This is a genomic window from Providencia sp. Me31A (genome assembly GCF_050487165.1).
Taxonomy (GTDB): domain Bacteria; phylum Pseudomonadota; class Gammaproteobacteria; order Enterobacterales; family Enterobacteriaceae; genus Providencia.
Genome location: NZ_JBKQGZ010000020.1, coordinates 1 through 21,630, shown reverse-complemented (window position 1 = coordinate 21,630; position 21,630 = coordinate 1). Strand labels below are relative to the sequence as shown.

Below are 21,630 nucleotides of genomic sequence, written 5' to 3'. Positions count from 1 at the left end.
TAATGACACTGTTTATTGTCTAAAAAATTATAAAACATGGAATGGCTTTTCGGAACTTTACATTCAGATAGTCTGTAATTACTTGAAATATAGAGGATGATGATTTTTATAAAATATAAAACAATTATAATTTAATGAAATGTAACATCTGTAAATACAATTATATTAGGTTTTTAATTATATCAATGCCTATAATGAACTCTTATTAATTGTTATTTATGGAAATGAAAAATGAAAAAAGTATTACCGTTCGTTATTTCTTCCGCGTTGGCTCTCTCATTTGCAGCCTCCGCTGTAAATGTTGGTTCAATCGATATTAGTGTTACAGGTCGAATTGACCCATCAGCTTGTGAATTAGATATCGCGGGTGGTGGGAATATCGATTATGGCTTAATTGATGTTGATACATTGAAATTTGAAGATGGTTCTTTTGGCGGTAAATTTGCTGCATTACCAGTACATGAGACCAGTTTTACTATTCGCTGTTCAGCAAATGCGCCTATCAAATTATCAGCTGTGAGCAAAAGATTAGGTTCTGTTGCTGGTGCAACTGAAAATAGTCAAGGATTTGCAGCTCTACCAATTAGTTTATTAGGCGTTCCTGCAGGAAATAATTCAAATGGGGTAGCTGGGTTAGGTAAAACATCTACAGGTGTAAATATTGGTGGTTATATAGTTCGTTATAAAGCTAATAGTTTAAATATTAGTACATTAGGTGAAAATAATGCGTTAACAACTATTTCAGGAAATCAAGTTCAGAATATTTATTACAATCCAAGCGCTGTTTGGATGCCTTCAGGTGGTAACTTATTCTCAAATAACATGGATTTACAAACTTCTTTTGCAAAATCAGGAGAAAGAACTCCTATCGAAGCTAGTATCTATGATGGAATTTTACAAGTTCAAGCTTATGTAAGTGAAGAAGCAGCAACGTTTGGTAAAACAAAACCTGTTTTACTCAATGGTTTATCTACAATTGAATTAAATTATATCTAAATTATATTTTAATTATATCTAATTTATATAAGGTAACTGAATTGGTTCAGTTGCCTTATACTTAAATGACACAGTTAAGATGAAAATAAAAACATACCTATTATTTATAATTACGCTATTAGTTTCACAGCTATCGATTGCATCAGGTATATTACCTGCAACATCAGTTGTTGTTGTTAATGAAAAAAGTCAAGATGGTGAGATAGTTGTGACTAATACAGATGACTATCCTGTTTTGTTAACAACAGAACTAGTAAATGTCGACCCTGAATACCAAAATCTTGTTATTGTTACGCCTCAACTTATTCGAGTTGAACCAAAGGCGAAGCAATTGATACGCTTTATGCTAACCAGTAACACAGATTTAAAACATGAAGTATTGATGAGAGTTATTTTTGAAGGTATCCCGCCACAAGGAGACCCCAATGCTGATCAAATTAAATTTACGATTCGACAAAACCTTCCACTCATCATAAAGCCCAAAAATTTGGTTGAAAATGATGCACCATGGGAGTTACTGAAATGGAAATACGAAAATAATACGTTACAAGTAACTAACCCTAGTCCTTATATCGTAAGATTAAGCAATAGTATTGAAAGTATGCCTGGAAACATTGAGTGGGTATTACCATCGAATTACCTTTTACCTAATCAATCGATAAAGCTAACAACAAATCAGCATGCTCCAAAACAGATAAATGAAATTGCTATACAACCATATACTCAATGGGGGTATTCAACGACTAAAAAATATACTGTAAAAATAAACTCCAGTAAAAATGATTAAAAATAACAAGATTAGTACTACTATAATTTTACTATCTATAGCTATTTCTTCATATGCGGATGAAGTGATTTTCGATCAAGATGCATTAAAACACAAAGGAATACCTAATGATATTGCTAAATTATATAGTGAAAAAGCTCATTTCCCCCAAGGGGATAGTAATGTTAGTGTATTTTTAAATGATAAATATATTGGACAGAGTACTTTTTCTTTTAATTCACAAGGGGAACTCTGTCTCGATACTAAGTTTATTGACGCTACGAATATAGAGTTATCTAAAAGTAACTCTGCGTGCCCGACATTAAAGGATTATGATAACTTAGAGGTAGAATTATTGCCTAGTGAGTTACGGGTCAACATATATGCATCACCAACACTTTTTAAAGATCAATCAAATAATAATTGGCTCCATACAGGAAAGTCTGGAGTTTTCAATTATGATGCTAAATATTTTTCTTCTAAAAATGATTTCAATACTCAGTCATTTTTCAATTCAAACTTTACACTGGGGTTCAACTTATACAATTGGATCGTGAGAAGTGACCAAACGTATACGTATTTTAATGGTGAATCAAATTTCAATCATCAAACCTTATATGCTGAGAAAACACTAGAAACACTGAAAAAAAACTTACAGATAGGCCAAATTAATTTATCTAATTCGTTTTTTAGCTCTGGGCAAGTTATTGGTTTCCAGCTAATACCAGAGTTAGCATTGGATAACTCATCTCAAGGTGGTGGTGTTGTTAATGGTATAGCATCTGAACGCTCTATTATTGAGGTAAGACAAGCAGGGATTTTAATCTACACAACAACGGTTCCTGAAGGGCCTTATACATTAGAAAACCTACCTCTACTAAATAATCGATTAGACTTATCGGTAACTGTAATAAACCAAAGTAATAAGAAGGATACGTTTACCGTTCCTGCTAGTTCTTTTATATTAGCATCAAATAATATAAATAAAGGTATATCATTTGGTTTAGGTAAGGTAAATCAAAATAAAACAGATAAAAAACCCTATGTTATGAATATCAGCAAAGGATTTAATCTGCGTCCAGATATGCTGGTTGCTTTCGGAGGACTTGCGTCCAAAGATTATCAAGGTCTGGGATTAAGTAACACTTATCAATTTAGTAATTTATCTTTAGCAACTGTTACAACGAATCTATCCAAAAATAAAAACAGTGATAAAAATAATGAATATGGTGGGTATTATACATTTAGCTATAACTATCCAATCATGGCTAATACTAGTTTAGTGATGAATTCTTTATATAGAAATAAAGATTATCGAGACTTTAATGAAACATTGAATGATTATGAGTCAGATCTATATTCAAATCATAGAAAAAACAATGAAACGCAATATGGTATTGCTGGGAATACACATGTTAACGATATTGGAACATTTTCATTAAGTTGGAATCGCTCAATTGGCGATAGAACAGTAAATTATTACAATGCAACTTGGAATAATCTATTTGCAAATAAATATAATATTTATTTGGGTTATGAGCGCCGATTGTACAATCGCGAAAATGATAATACTATTTATCTGAATGTTGATATTTCGTTAGGTAATAAGCAAAGTATATCGAGCTGGATGAATCACTACGGTAATAATAAAAACTATGGGACAAGATATAGTAACCATAATTATGATAATTTGAGTTATTCAATCAGTGGGAATAAAAATACTAACCCAGATAATCAAAATGTCTCACTAAACATGAATTATACAACGCCTGTTACCTTACTTTCAGGTAACGTTAGTAAAGGTAATAATACTAGCAGTTACTATGGTGAATTGTCTGGTGGAATAGTTTATTTTGACAATGAGCTTATCTTCTCACCAAAAAGAGTCGCTAAAACTTTCGCAATAGCAAAAACGGAAAGCCAAAAAAATATTCCTATACAATCGTCTTCAGGAATAATTATGACTAATAGTAATGGTTACGCTGTCATACCAAGCATAGACAGCTATAGAACTAACTATGCAAAAATAGACTACCGAAGATTACCTAAAAATATGAATATTCCTTATGGTATTATAGAGTTCCAACCTGCGAATGGGAGTGTTCCTTTGGTTAATTTTCACGTCAGCCAAGTTAACCGTGCTATTTTAATTCCTTCTTTTAATGGGGAAAAGCTTTCTAACAATCTGAAAGTATATGATAAAAATGGTAGTTTGCTAACGATAACTGACAATGCAGGGCGAATTATTATCGATAACTTAACCTTGCCGACTAGTTATTCCGTTAACATTGGAAATAATAAAAAATGTATTATCGAACTTACTAAAGATGTCAGCGTTTCTAAAACAGAACTATTTACAATAATAAATCCCGTATGTCTTATAGCAAACTAAAGGCTTTAGAATGATAAAATTTATAACAGGGCTCCTTATTTGCCTACCTTTTAGTGTCCTTGCATCGAATAACCAAGGAACATGTAACATCCGTATGGGAACCGATGAGATTAACTATGAAACACTAGCTGATTTTAATACAAAAAAGCAAGATGGTGCGATATATGCGGGGGTTCGAGTTGTACCTGTAACTATTGAGTGTAGTGAAGAAAGTACACCATACCTTGATTTTCCTAGTCTTAATGATGCAATTGCACGTACTTCATCAGAAGTTATTTTAAACGTAAATAATGCGATGCTAGATGGAAATCCCGTTTTGATTGATGCTATTGAATTAAATAATTCAAATAGAGCGATATCATCACAAAGGGAAATAAAAATTCAGCCCAATATACGTATTCAACCGGAAAGGGGTAAAAAGGGGAAAATATTTTCCTTCAATTTACTTGTTGATTTAAAGATTAATGCATTGAGCAAAAAAGGTGTTGTATTAAGAAGTAAAATTCCTTTAAAAACAATGGGAGAAAGCACAAGTTTGGGCGTTAGCTATTCAGAAATGACAACGGCATGCAACCTTATTGTTGATTCTTCTTCTATTGATTACGGTGTTATAAATAGAAGTGAGTTAAGTAACCATTCTTATACAATATTACCTGAAAAAAATATTAATTTTACGGTACAGTGTGATTCAGGAAAAACGGCCATAGCAATTCAAACGTTTAATCAAATAGAACGTTCATTAGCACCAAATAAACAAGAAGGTGCTAACGGCTATGGAATGCCTCCGGTTCAGTTATTAAATAATAATATGATGGCTGGAGGATTAGGGAATACCCAAGAAGGTGTTCCTATCGGTGGTTATGCGGTGGCATTAGACTTGAACTCGTTATATATAGATAGTAAATCAGAAAAAGTACAGCCAATATCAGGTAATGCATCATGTGGCGATCCCAATATAGTTTGGCAACATACAAATGGTGATCTATTACCCGATAGTACCTCAAAAAAAATCACATCTTGGGCTAAACTTGGAACGTTACAACCTGCCTTATTTTCTAATGTAAAAGGGGTAATAAAGGTTCAAGCTTTTATTAATAAATCGTCTTTACTCAAATTTAATAAAGCGATTGAATTCAAGGGGCGTTCAATTATTGAATTATGTTATTTATAGTATTAAACAGATTCAGAACAAGTTTAAAGATACATAAGTGATACTATTTGAAGACATGATGAAAACCTAAGTATTGGTGATTATATTTAAACTATTAAAGAACTTCAGATCCGCATAAGAAATTATTTTTCATGCCGAGAAATTTTAATTCTCGGCTTTTTTCGGTTCTGTAGTACTAAGGAAGATAACAGGGGAAGCAACAGTCTCCGTGTAAAAAGGTTAAATTGTCGTTTAAACAGTCTTAATGTAACAAAAAATTTGCATGCATTCTTATTGTTGGAATAAAAATCTGATGATATAGGCTCTAAATTTATCGGGATTCTTTGTTATATACATGGTTTAGATGAAATAAGGCATCGGGATCACCTTGATCCGCAGATTTTTTAAACCACTCTACCGCTTGCACCCTGTCGTGAGGTGAACCATAACCAAATTCATACATCATTCCAAGTGAATACTGAGCTTTTGCATGCCCTTGTATCGCCGCTTTTTTATACCATTCAATAGCTTTCACTGCATCAAATGGTAATCCAGCACCTGCATCATACATGGTTCCTACATTATACTGAGCTGTAGCATCACCTTGTTCTGCCTTTAATAACTGATGGTTAATTTCTTCGTTAGAAATAGAACTAGCACCGAACATCTTTTTTATTTTTTTAAACATAATTGATTTACCAAATTTGATTGAAATTTATTAGAGGCCATGTGACCTATCTTAAATGAAGAACCTACGTGACGGACATTTTAACTTAGTCCAAAGTATACATGACAACTTTGCTATTACATTTTCGGTTCTGGTATGACCGATTATATAAAACGAGCAAGTTTAAATCCTAAAACAGCCCGTATGCTTACTCAAATCCCTTCAAATGTACGACTATTTCTAATACACGAACTCCTGATAATTAACGACCGGTTATCAGTCAGTTAAACTTGTAAACTGGTTTCGTTATGACACACCATATTTTATCGTTAGCCGCTAGAGTAGTGTAAAAAACTGTTATTTGGTGAAATTCTTTAATGTTCCGTGGTAATTGAGTCTTATAGGCAAAATTTTATATTGCGGTAAACAGCTAGGAAACGCTGACTAAGAGATCTCAATTAATGAGGGAACTTCTGAAATTGAAAAGTGCCAAGGATGTATCGAAAATTTTTGAGGTAGATTAAATTTTCGGCATAAAATGATAAAATCATGACCCCCGCCCACTTGGAAAAAATAAAATCGCTCCCATCATATAACTACAAGCATTGTAGCGGATATAAGGCCGTTTAGTTATAAGGTTATTAGATGTAGTTAGTTGGAGTGAAAATGAACAAATCGGTTTATAAAGCAAGTGGTTTATGGAACCAAACATCCTTCATAACTCTTTTTGTCGCATCAAGTGAAAAAGATGTACTTTCAACAATAGCATTTTGGGCAAATCTAGGTAGCGCCAGAGTAGATGAGTTATCTATTGAGCGTTATTGCTCAGTACATTAACCAACTTGACATCAAGAGGAAAGACCAATGACAATGACAAACAGCAAAGTAAGCTAAACCGCTGGCATTATTAAGATTGAGTTATTTCTTTATGGGTAGGTATTAGGCCTGCTTCAACGAAATCGCTCCCCACGTAAATTAGAGGGGAGCCGTATGATCACGCCCACGCCATTATACATTTCGAGAACCGGCGCTCTGTCATCGACATCAGTGTATATTTTTTCTAAATTAATTATTGCCCAAGTCCTTGCGATTATGACTGTTTTTGCCAAACAATCTGATCGTGACTTGGGTATTTAGTTCAATTCTTATCCGCAGCTTAGGTGAATTAATGCTTAAATTCTCTTTCTATGACGGATTTAAAACAATGCATTAGATATTCACCAGCATGACTATTTGGGCAAGAAGGAGATTTCATCATGACTAATTTTAATTCAGGTAATTTAAAGTTTTTTTTATGCTTATCTAAATTTATAGTTTTCATTTTTTCAAATCCCGGTGCTGTTTTAAATAAATAGCTTGGGACTACAGCAATACTCTCTGTGTTATATAACATTGAATAACAGCTAAATGTATCAACAAGTATAACTGATTTAGGCATCGTAATTCCTTGAGGATTTATACATTTAGATATGAAGTCATTAGCTTCATCAAAGGAATCTAAAGTAAATAGCCAATCATAATTACTTATTGAACTAGCCTTGTTAATATCCTTAAATATAGGGTGTTCAGGCTTTGCAATAAAACCATGAGGTATCTTAAATAGGTCATGTACAGTGATATGACCTTTATCCCAAACCCAGTCATCCATTATTAACGCTATAGCATAATCCAGTTTTGCTGATTTTAATAAAGGGGTTACGTTCTTTAATAGGCCATCAGTGAATTGAAGTTGTACGTTTTTAAATCGACATTTAAACCACTGATAAACCTCAGGCAAAACAGTAGATGCAATAATTGGGGTTACCCCAACTCTTATTGTTCCAAAATCACCCGTTTTTGTTTTATCAACTGCTGATTTTGCCCAAGCTAGATTTAATTCAATTGAACGAAAATAAGGTTCTAATAATTCACCTGTACTAGTTAGTTTAATTCCGCCATTAGTTTTCCTTTCTAATAATTGGCATCCACATTCTCTCTCTAAATCAACAAGAGATTTAAATATTGAGCTTTGTGATACATTAATGCTTCGTGACGCAGCTCTTATACCGCCATTGTCAATAATGGCTAAGAAATAAATTATTTGGTGCATTTTCATATTATTTCTCTTTTTTTATTAGATGTAAAATAATAAAACTAAATATCATGATGATTACTGTCATAATCATCAAAAACGAAAATATTAAATGATATTGATTAAGATCTGCAAAGTGACCAAATAGTGGTTGTACAATGATATCTGGCGTATAGGCGAATACAGAGACTAAACCTATTGCAGCACCTGCTATATTAATAGGTACTTTGCATTCAGATAAAATAGAAAACATTGAGGCATAAATTGTACATACAAAAAAAGACGTTATCATTGAAATACTAATTAAAATTAATGAATTATCGATTTTAAAATTTAATAAAATAAAGGAAATCAAAATGATTGGACATACGGTTAAAAACCATTTAAGCGTTGATTTAAAAAAACGGTCAGAAATAAAGCCCGAAATAGGTGTTAATGACATAAAGATATATGTTCTAATTAAAGTTAGAGTTCCAGATGTTTCATTACTAAGACCGAAATCGGAAGTTAAATAAGGATTAAAAAAAGTCATTCCTATATGAAGAGAGTAAGTACAAAAAAAGACTAATGATATAAGCCAAATATTCGGATTTTTTAACAGAGAAAGGTATTGGTTAACTGTATTTTTTGCTTCATTAGATATGCTTTTATATTTGAAATCTCGAAATACATAATAAAAAATAAAAGCTATAAATATATTTGCAATAGCTAAGATAAGTATAGAGAGTGAGTATGCATTACTATTATTAATAGATAGATAGCTATATAGTTTTATCATTAAATAGCCTATTGAGGCACCCGTTATCCCTGTAGAGGCATAATAGATCCCATAAGCGGTACTCGCACTTTCCCCCCCTATAATCCTTACCAATTTAAATATGGCAGGCCAAGCCAAAAAAAGTGTCGAAAATGCAAGTAAGAACCAAATAATTAAAGAGATAAGATAAGATTTATAAGTAAAACTATATATTATAGTAAGTAAAATAGTTGCTAATAATGAACCTAAAATACATTTTTGGTTCGATAAGTGATCTGCAATTACTCCACCTGGGATCAACGTAAATATACTAGCTATACCAAACATAGAAATTAAAAAACCCAGTTCGCCACCCGATAGCTGAGTATTATCGAGCATTTGATTATAAAAATAATATTTCATATAAGGTAAAAGGAAAAGGCTTCCGCCAACACCACCTAATATGATTAACGCCATGATATTTTTTAATTTCATTGATTATCCTAGCTGGATGAAATCATCATCATAATAGCTGCACACCAAGTGCTGACTATGTGATTATTCTGATAATTTTAGATATGTAAGTAAATCTAAACTGTCAACATACTTTTAACAAGAATAATATCTATACTAAATAACAACATGTAACTTTTTTTGTTTTTTTTAAGTTATTTAAAATAAGAAATAATCTATAAAAATTAACTGATTTAGTAATAAACAATATATGTTATTAAGTATTTATTGCTGTTTTTAAGTTTATAACCATATGCAATATTGGTTTTATTTCTATTTTATACACTATTGCGACTACATCGACATAATTTTTTATGTAAACGGATAAGAATTTTATTACATGTGTTCTCTAAAGGAGAACGCGAGCTATAACATGATATTTTTATTTTTTTAAAAAAGTGCTATATATATTTCTATCATTAGTAATAAATAATTTTTTTAATGAAAATCTATTTTTCTAGAATAGATGTGGGTTTTTAAATCAAATAACACAATATGTTAAAACTATGCAGGCACGCATATTATTAGTAGACATATATTTTGTTACTTATTTTTACATCTATTAGATGGTTTTAATTATGAATTGAATAAGGAAAAATAATAAAACTTGGCTTGAAAATATTTGATATTTTTATTTTCAGCCTGGATTTATAAAACTCTCTAAGTTTAAACGCTATAATTCAAGGAAATTTAACTATGAAAAATTATAATGAATTAACAAGTATATATGATAGCTCAATACAAATACATGCTAAAAAAGCACAAGAGTTAAGCTTGCAGTTAGCAAATAATCCTGAAACATCAGGAAATGAAAAAAATTCGTCTGAAGCACATGTTAAATTTTTAAGCGACTTAGGTTTAAATGTAACTAGAAATTTCTGTGATGTTCCTTATTCTTATTTTGCTAACGTGGTTAAGAATAATAATGCAAAATATAAAATGGCTATCATTGCTGAATATGATGCACTACCTGAAATAGGACATGCTTGTGGTCACTGTGCTAGTGGCGCGATATCACTATTAACTGCTGCTACATTTAAAGAAATCGAAAATCAAATTGATGTTGATATCGATATTATAGGAACTCCCGATGAAGAATATGATGGTTATAAAATACCTATGGTAAAAAAAGGAGTTTTTGATAAATATGATTTTGCCATGATGATCCACATGGGTAGTGGAGAATCAACAGCAAATTACAAAATTGTTTCTTTAAGTGCGTTTAGAGTCAAATTTAAAGGTGTTAGTTCTCACGCTGCTGCTGCTCCATTTGATGGTAAAAATGCATTAGATGCCGCAACAATATTAATGACATCATGTGGTTTATTGAGACAACAATTAAAGCCTGGAGCAATTATGTCATATTATATTGTAAAAGGCGGTGAAGTAAGTAACTCTATTCCCGATTATGTCGAACTTGAGTTTTGTCTTCGTCATGATCGAATTGCGTATTTACAAGAAATGAAAAATAAAGTTACTAATTGTATAGCTGGTGCAGCATTAGCAACAGGCACAGAATATGAGATGGAATATATTGGATATGAATTTTCTGATATGCCATTTTTAAAAGTGGGTACAGATATTGTTTGTGATGTGTTCAATGAACTAGGATTAAAAAATAAGCCTAGCATACCTATTGCTATTTCCACAGACATGGGGAATGTTGGTTATGCTTGCCCAAGTATGCATCCTATACTAGCTGTTTGTGATGAATATTATCCATTACATACTAAAGAAATGGCTGATGAAATGAAAAAACCAACCATTAATAAAACTATATCGAATGGTGCAAAAGTTTTTGGGCATACTTTCCTTAAATTTATTGCAGATCCGACTAATTTTGAACTGATTAAAGATGATTTTAATAAATCAATAAAATTAGAACGTTAATCCATATCCCTTCTGGAAGTATTAATTATGAAAATTAAAGATATTATAGTATTAATTACTTTAGGAATGGCTGGTGGTACTATTTACCTTCTTCCTTATATGAAATACTATTTTTATAATCAAATGATAGATAATACTGGGCTATCTGGTCAAAACCTGGGTTTTTTGGTTACAATGTTTGGTATTTCGAGCATGGTTGTGTTACTTCCAGGAGGGGTTCTAGCAGATAGACTCTCTAGTCGTAAGTGTATTTTTCTTTCATTAATATCAACTGCTTTACTGACAGTAGCATATAGTTTCGCTTATAAATCTTATGTTGCATCTCTAATTATTTGGTTTTTACTCGCATTCACAACATTATTTTTAGCCTGGCCTGCTATTTTTAAAGCGGTAAGAATTATTGGAGGAGAAAACTCAAGTACGGCGTATAGTATATATTATGCGTCTAATGGATTAACAGGTGCTATTGCTGGGTATATTACGATAAAACTATATAGTGTATTATCTGTTACCGATCAGTCTAATGCATATTTCTGGGGTATTTGGGTTTCAGTTATTGCCAATATAGTTGTTGCTGTTGCATTATATTATTTATTAAGGGATATGAAAGATAGTACAGGTGATAAAGGTAAGTTACCTACTATTCATGAATCATTTTCTGTATTAAAAATGCCTATAATTTGGGTTATTACATTAGCGTTATTTTGTACATACACGTTATATGTTGGAATGACATTTTTTACTCCTTACTTAACATCTGCTTTTGGTGTAAGTGATGAAACTTCGGGAACCTTATCTCTAGTTCGTTCTTATATATTTATGTCATTAACCCCGTTAACGGGTATTATTGCTGATAAATATTTCAAATCAACGCTAAAATGGTTTTTAGTTGTTTGTCCTATTGTTGCAATAAGCTTATTAATTATTATATTAATCGGTGAGAGAATTAGTTTTAATATTCTTGTTATGTCATTAACTATGTTCGCCGCATTCTTTGTTTGTACAATATATGCGTCAATGTTTTCAATTTTATCCGAATGTAAAATTCCAATCGCTGTTGCAGGAACTGCAATTGGTTTAGTATCTGTATTTGCCTATACACCGGATTCAATTATGCAACCACTATTTGGATATTTTGCAGATAACAATCAGTATAACTTAATATTTATTACCTTATTATGTGCTGCTATTTTGGCTTGTTTATCTTGTTTGTTACTATTAATGATGAATAAAAAGAATAGCAATAATAATGTAGAATGCTAATAATATAAAGTATTCTAAAAGCCTGGGCTACAGCGATAGTTAGAAAAATTAATTATACGCTGTGGTTTAGGCTTTAATAATACATTTTTTAGATTTAAAATGTTTTTTTGAAGTGTGAACATTTAAGAACACAATTTATCCGTACTCTATTTTTATTTATCTAGGATTTGCTCTCTATTTGACTGGAGAAAGTGGGGAGCCTCGAAAGTTTGTTTTCAAGTGGTCAACAAAAATTAATCACATTATGTCATTGATGAATTCAATTCATAGACTCTATCAAATTATCCTCGATTATTAATATCATAAATACTGATATTCTCTGGGCTAATATATATATCCGTCATCCGCATTTTCCTTACTATTTATATAAGATAATCGTTGATGCCTGAGTTGATTATTTTTCAATAAGTTTTTTCTTACACCGTCATCCTGCGAGGGGCAAATGGCTCATTGCCTGCAAGCTAGATGTTTAGTCATACAAGCCTCCCGCAGTAGGCAGTCGCATATTGATACAACGATGATCTTGTAAATCATGAGGTGTTCGGGGTATGCCTTGAGATTCAAAATAATGTGGTGAACCCACAATAGCTAGTCGCATATCAGGGCCAATTTTAACGGCGACCATGTCCTTATCAACACTTTCCCCTAAACGTACCCCTGCATCAAAACCGTCATCGACAATATTGACAAACCCATTGTCAACCACCATTTCAATATTAATATCTGGATACGCACGCAGAAACGGTTTGAGTTTAGGCCAAAGAAGATTACTGGCGGCATGTTCCCCTGTTGATAGGCGGATATTGCCAGATGCCGTACCATTAAGCTGAATGATTGTCTCTAACTCATGGCTAAGGTCAGCCAGTTGAGGTTCAAGACAAGCAATAATTTTTTCACCTATTTCTGTCGCCGAGACACTGGGTGTGGTGCGTGTTAAGAGTCGTGCATTTAAACGTTCTTCCAATGCTTTGACTGCATGGCTTAAAGCAGATTGAGAAACGCCCAATTTAGCCGCAGCTTTGGTAAAGCTTTTCTCCCTCGCAACAGCAAAAAAATTTGTAATTCATTAAAGTTATCTTTGAGCACAATGCATTCCTTTTGTATCTTTACGCTTTGTATCCTTTCTAACCAACCAGTTCACCATGATGTACATATACATTATGATAAATATTATTTTTATGTTCGTAACCTATTTTTACGAATATCTAGTCAAGAACATGAAAGAACTCGTGAAGGCGGCACCCGATATTACGTTGTTGCTACCTTGGAACGTATGGGGTCATGGGCGGATACTATCCTCGTTGTATTTCCTAATTCAATCAACAATAATGCTCATAATGCCTTATGAAAAGTTATCATTACGCTGAGAGTCAATATTTTGGAGATATCTTATAGCAGGAATAGAAACATATATTATTTTTTTATTTTCACACAGAGCGTTTTCTCTGCATTATAGTTTGTTTTCCTTTATTTTCCTGAGTATATTAGGTCTGAATATATATAGTTCTAAATGTTATTCCTGTAATTAATATTATTAAAACGTATTTTTGTGAAAAGTGATTTGTTATTAACAATCAGTAAATGAAAAAATGAAACACCTAAATACAGGAGATTAAATGTTCATTGAGATCGTTTGAAAACATCGATGTTAATTTTTTTATTTACTTATACCTCTAAATTAATTAGAACATAAAAAATATTGTTAATGGAAGAATAGTCGTCAACAATATATAGTTTTTATCTATTTTAGGTTTCAGAATGAAGTATTGCATTTCTATACCTTTATTGACAAGGCTCTATCGTATATTGGTTTTGCCATCTTCAGTTGTTCTTCGGGAAATAGCTTGTTTTTATCGACCGTATGTACCATCAGCAATAAAAATATTCGAGTAAGATTTAACTCTTTTTAAAACTAAGGGGCTGACTATTTTAATTAGAACATAAAAAATATTGTTAATGGAAGAATAGTCGTCAACAATATATAGTTTTTATCTATTTTAGGTTTCAGAATGAAGTATTGCATTTCTATACCTTTATTGACAAGGCTCTATCGTATATTGGTTTTGCCATCTTCAGTTGTTCTTCGGGAAATAGCTTGTTTTTATCGACCGTATGTACCATCAGCAATAAAAATATTCGAGTAAGATTTAACTCTTTTTAAAACTAAGGGGCTGACTATTTTACGTCATATCAACCCTGCGCCATGCTCTCGGTTAAAACCATTTTTGCTATTTCTTTAATAGATTAACATAAATATTGATTAATAGTGTTAGTTAAAAATAAAAATTGATTAACCGATTCAGTAAATCAGTTTAAACAGATTTTCTGCATAAAAACTCTAGGTATTTTTATGTTTTTATTTCAGGGTAATTTATTTGATATCAATCACTATCTTTATGTAACGATAGAAACCCATATTTGGCGTTAATTCTCTTATGTTATGAAAACAAACATATGTTTGTTTGTATAACAGCGTATACATAACAAATTGATAGATATAAAAATTATTTTTCATTAAATCCTATTTTTTTAAAGGTTATTATTTTATATCTTTTATTTTATTTTTGAAGATAGAAAAAACATGATCTAACTCCTATTTTTCTACTGAAAGCTCACTCTTTCTATTTTACGATCGTCACTTAAATTCCAGCTAAATATTTATTTCAGCGCTTTACTTTGTTGTGGGTAAAAAATAAAACAAGCACATGTTTAATAACCAACAAGTGTTCGCTTATGACCAGTCGAGAAAAAGAAATTCTTCAGATCCTCCGGCGTGACCCACTTATTCCGCAGCAGGAGCTAGCCAGTGTATTAGGTATCAGCCGCTCAGCGGTGGCCGGACATATCATGAATCTGATTAATAAAGGCTACATAAAGGGCAAGGGATATATCCTCTCTGAGCATCGCTATGTGGTGACTGTAGGTTCAGCCAATATGGATATTTGTGGTTATTCTGACCTGAATCTGGTTTATGAAGATTCGAATCCCGGTCACATAAAATGTTCACCCGGTGGGGTCGGGCGCAATATCGCCCAGAATATTGCACTGTTGGGCTGTGAATCTCATTTTATCTCCGTAATCGGTGATGATTTCTACGGTAATACACTGTATGAGCAGGCAAAACTTGCAGGTGTGAATGTCAGCAATCTGCATCGTTTGCACGGGGAAACTACGTCGACCTATCTGTCACTGTTAGATCCTCAGGGGGAAATGATTACCGCCATCAATGATATGCGCATCTTAGATAAACTGACCCCAGCGCTACTGGCGACCTCTCGCGACCTGATTCGGCACGCCGGTGTGTTAGTCGCAGACTGTAATCTGTCTGAAGGCGCGTTGGAATGGCTTTTTACCAATGCGGGCAATGTACCCGTCTTTGTCGATACCGTTTCCGCGTTCAAAGCAAACAAAATCAAGCCGTGGCTCAGCCATATCCACACCCTGAAGCCCAACCGCTTTGAGGCGGAAATTCTCACCGGTATCAAAGTAGAGAATAAACGGGATGTTGTGCGTGCCGCTAATGCTTTGCATGAGCAGGGGGCACAGCGCATTGCGCTGAGTATGGGCAGTGAAGGTATTTATTACAGCGAGGCAGGCGGTGAAAACGGCTGGTCGAAGCCTTTTAGTGTCCACATTGTCAATGTGACAGGTGCTGGTGATGCCATGATGGCTGGCCTTGCCCGCTGCTGGCTCGAAGGCGAGCCGCTGTCACAGAGTATCCGTTTTTCGCAGGGCTGCTCGGCTCTGACGCTCGCTAGCGAGCTGACAAATAATCCCGGTCTGTCAAAAGACAGTGTTCACAAACTAATGGAATCACAAGCATGAAAACTCAACAACTGAACGTAGAATATTTGGATATTTCCCCTGAGGTTGCGCAGGCACTCGCAGAAAAAAAGCCAGTTGTGGCACTGGAATCCACCATTATTTCTCACGGCATGCCATATCCGGACAACGTGAAAATGGCACTGGAAGTTGAACAGCGTATTCGCGATAACGGGGCCATCCCAGCAACGATTGCGGTAATTAATGGTCGCATGAAAGCGGGGCTATCTCATGATGAGATAGAGATGCTCGGTAAAGAAGGCCATAACGTGGTAAAAGTGAGCCGCCGCGACCTGCCTTTTGTGATTGCTCAGGGCATCCACGGTGCGACGACCGTTGCTTCCACTATGATTATCGCGGAAATGGCTGGGATTGCTATTTTTGCCACTGGTGGGATCGGCGGTGTGCACCGTGGTGCGGAACATACCTTTGATATTTCGGCAGATCTACAGGAACTGGCACAAACCAATGTGGCGGTTGTCTGCGCCGGTGCCAAATCTATACTGGATCTGGGACTGACCACGGAATATCTGGAAACCTACGGTGTGCCGATTGTCGGCTACCAGACGGATAAATTGCCGGCATTTTTCTGCCGTGAAAGCGAGTTCCCAGTCACTATCCGTATGGAAACCCCAGAAAACGTGGCAAAAGCACTGCACACCAAGTGGGCGACTGGTCTGAACGGAGGTATGGTGATTGCCAACCCGATCCCACATGAATTTGCCATGCAGGAAGAAACTATCAATAGTGCGATTGCACAGGCTGTGCGCGAAGCGGATGAGCAGGGCATTAACGGCAAAGCCAGTACACCATTCCTACTGGCTAGAGTGGCAGAGCTGACCGGTGGTCACAGTGTGAACTCCAATATTGAACTGGTGTTCAATAACGCGAAGCTGGCTGCCCGTATTGCTTCCGCCTATCAGCAACTGTAAGTGACCGAGCGGTCATAACAACGAATGAAATACCTAGCCCAGTAATGTGTTGATCTCACCATCAGCCTTTGCTGGGACATTGCAGCATACAACTGATGAGTATAATAACCACGGAGCCGGATTATGGATTTATTACGGAGTTTGGCTGGGATCGGTGTTTTATTACTGATAGCATTTCTTTTTTCGGTGAATAAACGAAAAATCAGCCTGCGCACAGTCGGCGCGGCACTGCTGTTACAGGTGGCACTCGGTGCCATTATGCTGTATATCCCTGCGGGTAAATGGTTTATTCAAACCATTGCGTCGGGGGTGAACAACGTTATTGCCTACAGTGATGCGGGCAGTTCCTTTATTTTCGGTAGTCTGGTTAGTCCGAAAATGGATGTGTTATTTGATGGTGCTGGGTTTATCTTTGCGTTCCGTGTATTACCAGCCATTATCTTTATCACCTCTCTGATCTCGATTTTGTATTACCTTGGAATTATGGGCTGGGTGATCAACCTGCTGGCCTATGCCTTCCAAAAGACCATGAAAATTAGCAAGATTGAGTCTTTTGCCGCAGTAACTACTATTTTCCTCGGTCAGAATGAGTTGCCGGCGGTACTAAAACCTTTTGTCAGCCGGATGAATAATAATGAATTATTCACTGTAATATGCAGTGGTATGGCCTCAATTGCTGGGTCAATGCTGGTGGGGTATGCCGGATTGGGTGTGCCGATTGAATATCTACTGGCAGCATCACTGATGGCGATTCCGGGCGGGATTCTATTTGCGAGGATATTAAGTCCAGCAGTACAGGAATCCACTGTGGAGTTCACGGAGATCTCCTTCAGTGAAAAGCGTCCGGCGAGTATTATTGAAGCGGCAGCGGGTGGTGCGATGCTCGGGCTGAAGATTGCTGTCGGTGTAGCAACAGTAGTACTGGCCTTTGTAGCATTGATAGCCCTTATTAACGGTATGGTTGGTAGTCTCGGCGGTGTTCTGGGTTTTGAGGGTGTCAGTCTGCAAAGTTTGTTTGGTTATATTTTCTCACCATTGGCTTATCTGATGGGCGTGAGCAGTGAACATATTACGCTGGCTGGCAGTCTGATCGGCGAAAAATTGGCGATTAATGAGTTTGTGGCTTATGTGGATTTCTCCCCGTATTTACACGATGGCACACTGGATGCCAAAACGATTGCAGTGATTTCCTTTGCCTTATGCGGTTTTGCCAACTTCGGTTCGATTGCGGTAGTGGTCGGGGCGTTCAGTGCAGTTGCACCGGATCGGGCATCAGATATTGCCCGTGTTGGGGTTCGTGCACTATTAGCGGCGACATTATCCAACCTGATGAGTGCCACCATTGCCGGATTGTTTATCGGCCTAGCTGTAGCGCCTGGTGTCTGATTGGTTCAGGTGAATACCCTGTATGTTGGAACCTCATGCACGAGCAATGTTGCCTCGTAGATTCATGGGGGATCGAATTAATTAAAACTAATAACTATATGTTTGGCTTTCTACTTTTTAATTATGAAAGCCAAGCATGACTACCTCTTTTTTCCTTTTATTTTTAAAGCTGTGTATAGAATATAATGATAAAATGATGATAAATATTTTTTGTTGTATCTAAAGTGCTTAGATGCATACTTATGGTGTGTAATGTTTTGAGGCGTCATTAAATCTATATCTTTCCAAGGGGATTTTTCTTTGGCGATCAGGAAGCAACTAACTTCATGGTAATACTTAGACCAATTATGCCAAGGTTTCGTTAAACCAATAAAGTGTACAAAAACAGCATTAGAAATATCGTTATTTTTCTTATTCTTATATATGTCATTTAAGTTTATTCTATGATTAAAAATATTATTTAACTTTAACCAATCACCATTAACAGCGATGTTAATCGCATCTTGGTCATAATATTTGATAACTGATTGTAATTTTTCATCAGTAAATACTGACATTGATTTTTCAGTTAGCTGCCTATAATTCCACTCATCAGGGTTTATCAGCATAACGCCTGAGTTAAAATACCCCTTTTTAATCCCTTCAATGTTAAATAGGTTAGCCATTTCTACTGAATAAGACTCATCGATATCCATAACTGCAGCGACTGGCATAGAGGATAAAGTTAGTGATTTAAGAGTTTGAATACTTCCGGTGCAAACTACATCAGAATCCAAATACAAAACTTTGTCACATTTCTTATAGAAATAGTCGGCAATAATAAGCCTAAAATAAATAGCATGAGACCATACTTGATTTGTTGGCAGTTTTTTTAACATATCCAAGTTTAGCGTATGGAGTGTGATGCAAGTCCTGTACTGCTGACTAATTTGACTAAATAGTTGAGCATCATTATCGTTTAAAAAATCAGTAAAAACATGGAAGTGGAAGTTTATATCTGGATTGTTTAGCAAAACTGAGGCAATGGATACGCCTGTGCCAAATAAGAAGTTTTTATCTGCACCATATGCAATATTAAACTCATTTCCTTGTTTGTATTCATCAGTGTTAGCACCAGAGAAACACGTATAATCCCTTACTGCATTTTCAAAATAATTCATTTGTATACCTAGATATGGGCGATTTAAATTTCTATATTTTGATGTATTATAACGCCGAAAATGCGGTACTTACATACTAATAACTATCATTAAACGGATGTTGACAATAATTTTCAAATTACATGCCTAATTTTTGGATTTTTATCAGTATGTTACAGGTAGTAAGCTACTTAACTATCGAGCTGGCGGAGTTTGAATTAGTGATATAGTTATTTGATAAATAATGTCATTTGTATTTATTGTTTTTATTTTTACTACCAAGCTTACTACCAAAGTATTTTGCTAGGGGGATTAGACCGAGGAGAGGAAGAGTATAGTATTTTTATAAATATATTTATCTATTTTTGTTTGTCCCGCTGTCCCGTCTGTCCTATATATTATATATATTATATAGTTAATATGTTTACCTAACGTACATATCATGGGACGATGCGCAGGACACCCATTTTTTCTGTGTCCCGATGCTGTATCACTCCTCGGATTGTGCCTAATAGGTGCGGCTGAATTTTAACCTGTGCTTTTCTGTACCAGTTTTTAGATGAGTGAGAGCTTATTGGCATAGAGGTAAAACGAATTTCTCCCCTTTAATTTAAAAGGTAAAAAACTGCAAGTTTGATACTATGGATACATAGACAAATTATGTGAAATTAATTTGATGGGGCATATATGAGCACTGAGGTTCGTTATCAATTTTTTATTAGTTCCACCTATGTAGACTTGGAGCAGGAACGAAAGAAAGTTTCTGACCTTATTTTGGAGCTAAACCATATCCCAGCAGGTATGGAGCTGTTTTCCGCAGACAACGAAGAACAATGGGATACTATTCAAAAAGTCATTCTTAATAGTGATTATTATATTCTAATTATTGGGAATAGATACGGCAGTATCGAAGCTGCATCAGGGATGAGTTATACCGAAAAAGAATATCACTTTGCATTAGAACATAAAATACCCGTATTAGCTTTCTTAGCTGATAAAGATTATTCAGTATCTCTAGATAAATCACCTCGAGAGGATGAAGCTAGTTATCAAAAGTTGAGTGAATTTAAAGATAATGTAAAAAGCACTAGGATGATTCAATTCTGGACTAACAAAGATGACCTCACTCTAAAAATAATGGGTTCAATTGTAAAAGCGATATCCAAGTATGACCGACCAGCTGTGTAAGCACACCCGTTTCAGTTCCACACACTTTTTGAGATTTCGTTATTTTCAGCTAATAACCGGTATTCTTCCGGTGTCAGATTATTCAGGGATTCATGCGGACGCTCCCGGTTATATTCCCTCAGCCAGTGTTCCGTGATCTCCCGTACTTCATTCAGTGTCCGGAACAGATAAAAATCCAGTATTTCAGTCCGGTATGTCCGGTTAAAACGCTCGATAAAGGCATTCTGAGTCGGCTTACCCGGTTTAATAAATTCCAGTATCACGCCATGCTCTTCTGCCCAGTGCGCCAGTGTCAGTGATATAAGCTCCGGACCATTATCCATCCGTATTTTCACCGGGTATCCGCGTGTTGCAACTATTCGGTCCAATACCCGGACAACGCGTTGAGCCGGGATATTCAGATCAATTTCTATCGCCAGGGCTTCACGGTTAAAATCATCCACGATATTGAACGTTCTGAAACGCCTGCCGCAGATCAACGCATCATGCATAAAATCAACCGACCAGCTCTGATTCAGTGCCTCCGGCTTTGCCAGTGGTGCCGGATTGCGCACAGGCAGACGTTGTTTGCCTTTACGGCGAAAGTTCAGCTTCAGCAGACAATAGATCCGGTGAACGCGCTTATGATTCCACCCGTTGCCCTGCCTGCGCAGGATCTGAAACAGCTTTTTAAACCCGTAACGGGGATAACGTTCTGCCGCCTCTGTCAGCGCCTGTAT

General features: G+C 35.2%; 17 protein-coding genes and 1 pseudogene. 12 read left to right on the top strand and 6 right to left on the bottom strand.

Annotation, left to right across the window (positions count from 1 at the left end; translation table 11 throughout):
- The first annotated feature begins 231 nt into the window (after positions 1-231).
- From ACLPIE_RS16380 to ACLPIE_RS16365, 4 genes are all read left to right on the top strand, one after another.
- The gene (locus ACLPIE_RS16380; RefSeq protein WP_430262783.1) at positions 232-996 is read left to right on the top strand and encodes a DUF1120 domain-containing protein; all 765 of its coding nucleotides are present in this window, start codon (positions 232-234) and stop codon (positions 994-996) included.
- Between the two features lie 79 nt (positions 997-1,075).
- Positions 1,076-1,783 (top strand): fimbria/pilus chaperone family protein, encoded by a 708-nt coding sequence (locus ACLPIE_RS16375; RefSeq protein ID WP_430262782.1) that lies wholly within the window; start codon positions 1,076-1,078, stop codon positions 1,781-1,783.
- On the top strand, positions 1,776-4,154 hold the full coding sequence (locus ACLPIE_RS16370) for a fimbria/pilus outer membrane usher protein (protein ID WP_430262781.1): 2,379 nt from the start codon (positions 1,776-1,778) through the stop codon (positions 4,152-4,154). The genes ACLPIE_RS16375 and ACLPIE_RS16370 overlap by 8 nt, the downstream gene beginning before the upstream one ends.
- A gap of 94 nt (positions 4,155-4,248) precedes the next feature.
- Positions 4,249-5,325 (top strand): DUF1120 domain-containing protein, encoded by a 1,077-nt coding sequence (locus ACLPIE_RS16365; protein ID WP_430262780.1) that lies wholly within the window; start codon positions 4,249-4,251, stop codon positions 5,323-5,325.
- A gap of 310 nt (positions 5,326-5,635) precedes the next feature.
- Here the strand turns inward: ACLPIE_RS16365 and ACLPIE_RS16360 are convergent, their stop codons facing one another.
- Positions 5,636-5,992, bottom strand: coding sequence for a tetratricopeptide repeat protein (locus ACLPIE_RS16360; RefSeq protein WP_430262779.1), 357 nt, complete (start codon positions 5,990-5,992; stop codon positions 5,636-5,638).
- 645 nt (positions 5,993-6,637) lie between these two features.
- On the opposite strand from ACLPIE_RS16360, the gene ACLPIE_RS16355 reads away from it, so the two are divergent.
- Positions 6,638-6,808, top strand: a complete 171-nt coding sequence (locus ACLPIE_RS16355; protein WP_430262778.1) for a hypothetical protein — start codon at positions 6,638-6,640, stop codon at positions 6,806-6,808.
- A 153-nt stretch (positions 6,809-6,961) separates the two neighbouring features.
- Entirely contained in the window at positions 6,962-7,108 is a 147-nt protein-coding gene (locus ACLPIE_RS16350) for a hypothetical protein (protein ID WP_430262777.1), read from the top strand.
- A 28-nt stretch (positions 7,109-7,136) separates the two neighbouring features.
- Here ACLPIE_RS16350 and ACLPIE_RS16345 read toward each other — a convergent pair whose 3' ends face one another.
- Both ACLPIE_RS16345 and ACLPIE_RS16340 read right to left on the bottom strand, forming a co-directional pair.
- Complete coding sequence (locus ACLPIE_RS16345) at positions 7,137-8,066, bottom strand: LysR family transcriptional regulator (protein WP_430262776.1); 930 nt, start codon at positions 8,064-8,066, stop codon at positions 7,137-7,139.
- A gap of 1 nt (position 8,067) precedes the next feature.
- Entirely contained in the window at positions 8,068-9,273 is a 1,206-nt protein-coding gene (locus tag ACLPIE_RS16340; RefSeq protein ID WP_430262775.1) for an MFS transporter, read from the bottom strand.
- A gap of 714 nt (positions 9,274-9,987) precedes the next feature.
- Here ACLPIE_RS16340 and ACLPIE_RS16335 point away from each other — a divergent pair.
- Together ACLPIE_RS16335 and ACLPIE_RS16330 are read left to right on the top strand one after the other, a co-directional pair.
- On the top strand, positions 9,988-11,181 hold the full coding sequence (locus ACLPIE_RS16335) for a M20/M25/M40 family metallo-hydrolase (protein WP_430262774.1): 1,194 nt from the start codon (positions 9,988-9,990) through the stop codon (positions 11,179-11,181).
- Between the two features lie 27 nt (positions 11,182-11,208).
- Positions 11,209-12,444, top strand: coding sequence for an MFS transporter (locus ACLPIE_RS16330; protein ID WP_430262773.1), 1,236 nt, complete (start codon positions 11,209-11,211; stop codon positions 12,442-12,444).
- A 475-nt stretch (positions 12,445-12,919) separates the two neighbouring features.
- Here the strand turns inward: ACLPIE_RS16330 and ACLPIE_RS16325 are convergent.
- Positions 12,920-13,530, bottom strand: a pseudogene (locus ACLPIE_RS16325) (LysR family transcriptional regulator); the annotation flags it as partial.
- A 1,647-nt stretch (positions 13,531-15,177) separates the two neighbouring features.
- Between ACLPIE_RS16325 and ACLPIE_RS16320 the strand changes: the two are divergent.
- The 3 genes from ACLPIE_RS16320 to ACLPIE_RS16310 all read left to right on the top strand — a co-directional run bounded on the left by ACLPIE_RS16320 (position 15,178) and on the right by ACLPIE_RS16310 (position 18,584).
- Complete coding sequence (locus ACLPIE_RS16320; RefSeq protein ID WP_430262772.1) at positions 15,178-16,269, top strand: PfkB family carbohydrate kinase; 1,092 nt, start codon at positions 15,178-15,180, stop codon at positions 16,267-16,269.
- A complete protein-coding gene (locus tag ACLPIE_RS16315; RefSeq protein WP_430262771.1) occupies positions 16,266-17,198 on the top strand; it encodes a pseudouridine-5'-phosphate glycosidase in 933 nt (310 codons plus the stop codon). Before ACLPIE_RS16320 ends, ACLPIE_RS16315 begins: the two co-directional genes overlap by 4 nt.
- Positions 17,199-17,321: 123 nt before the next feature.
- The gene (locus tag ACLPIE_RS16310; RefSeq protein WP_430262770.1) at positions 17,322-18,584 is read left to right on the top strand and encodes a NupC/NupG family nucleoside CNT transporter; all 1,263 of its coding nucleotides are present in this window, start codon (positions 17,322-17,324) and stop codon (positions 18,582-18,584) included.
- A 140-nt stretch (positions 18,585-18,724) separates the two neighbouring features.
- Here ACLPIE_RS16310 and ACLPIE_RS16305 read toward each other — a convergent pair whose 3' ends face one another.
- The gene (locus ACLPIE_RS16305) at positions 18,725-19,744 is read right to left on the bottom strand and encodes a glycosyltransferase (RefSeq protein ID WP_430262769.1); all 1,020 of its coding nucleotides are present in this window, start codon (positions 19,742-19,744) and stop codon (positions 18,725-18,727) included.
- Positions 19,745-20,410: 666 nt separating this feature from the next.
- Between ACLPIE_RS16305 and ACLPIE_RS16300 the strand changes: the two genes are divergently transcribed.
- The gene (locus ACLPIE_RS16300; protein ID WP_430262768.1) at positions 20,411-20,911 is read left to right on the top strand and encodes a DUF4062 domain-containing protein; all 501 of its coding nucleotides are present in this window, start codon (positions 20,411-20,413) and stop codon (positions 20,909-20,911) included.
- An 11-nt stretch (positions 20,912-20,922) separates the two neighbouring features.
- Here ACLPIE_RS16300 and ACLPIE_RS16295 read toward each other — a convergent pair.
- Positions 20,923-21,630: IS3 family transposase (locus ACLPIE_RS16295; RefSeq protein WP_430262767.1), on the bottom strand; the 708-nt coding region annotated here is incomplete at its 5' end.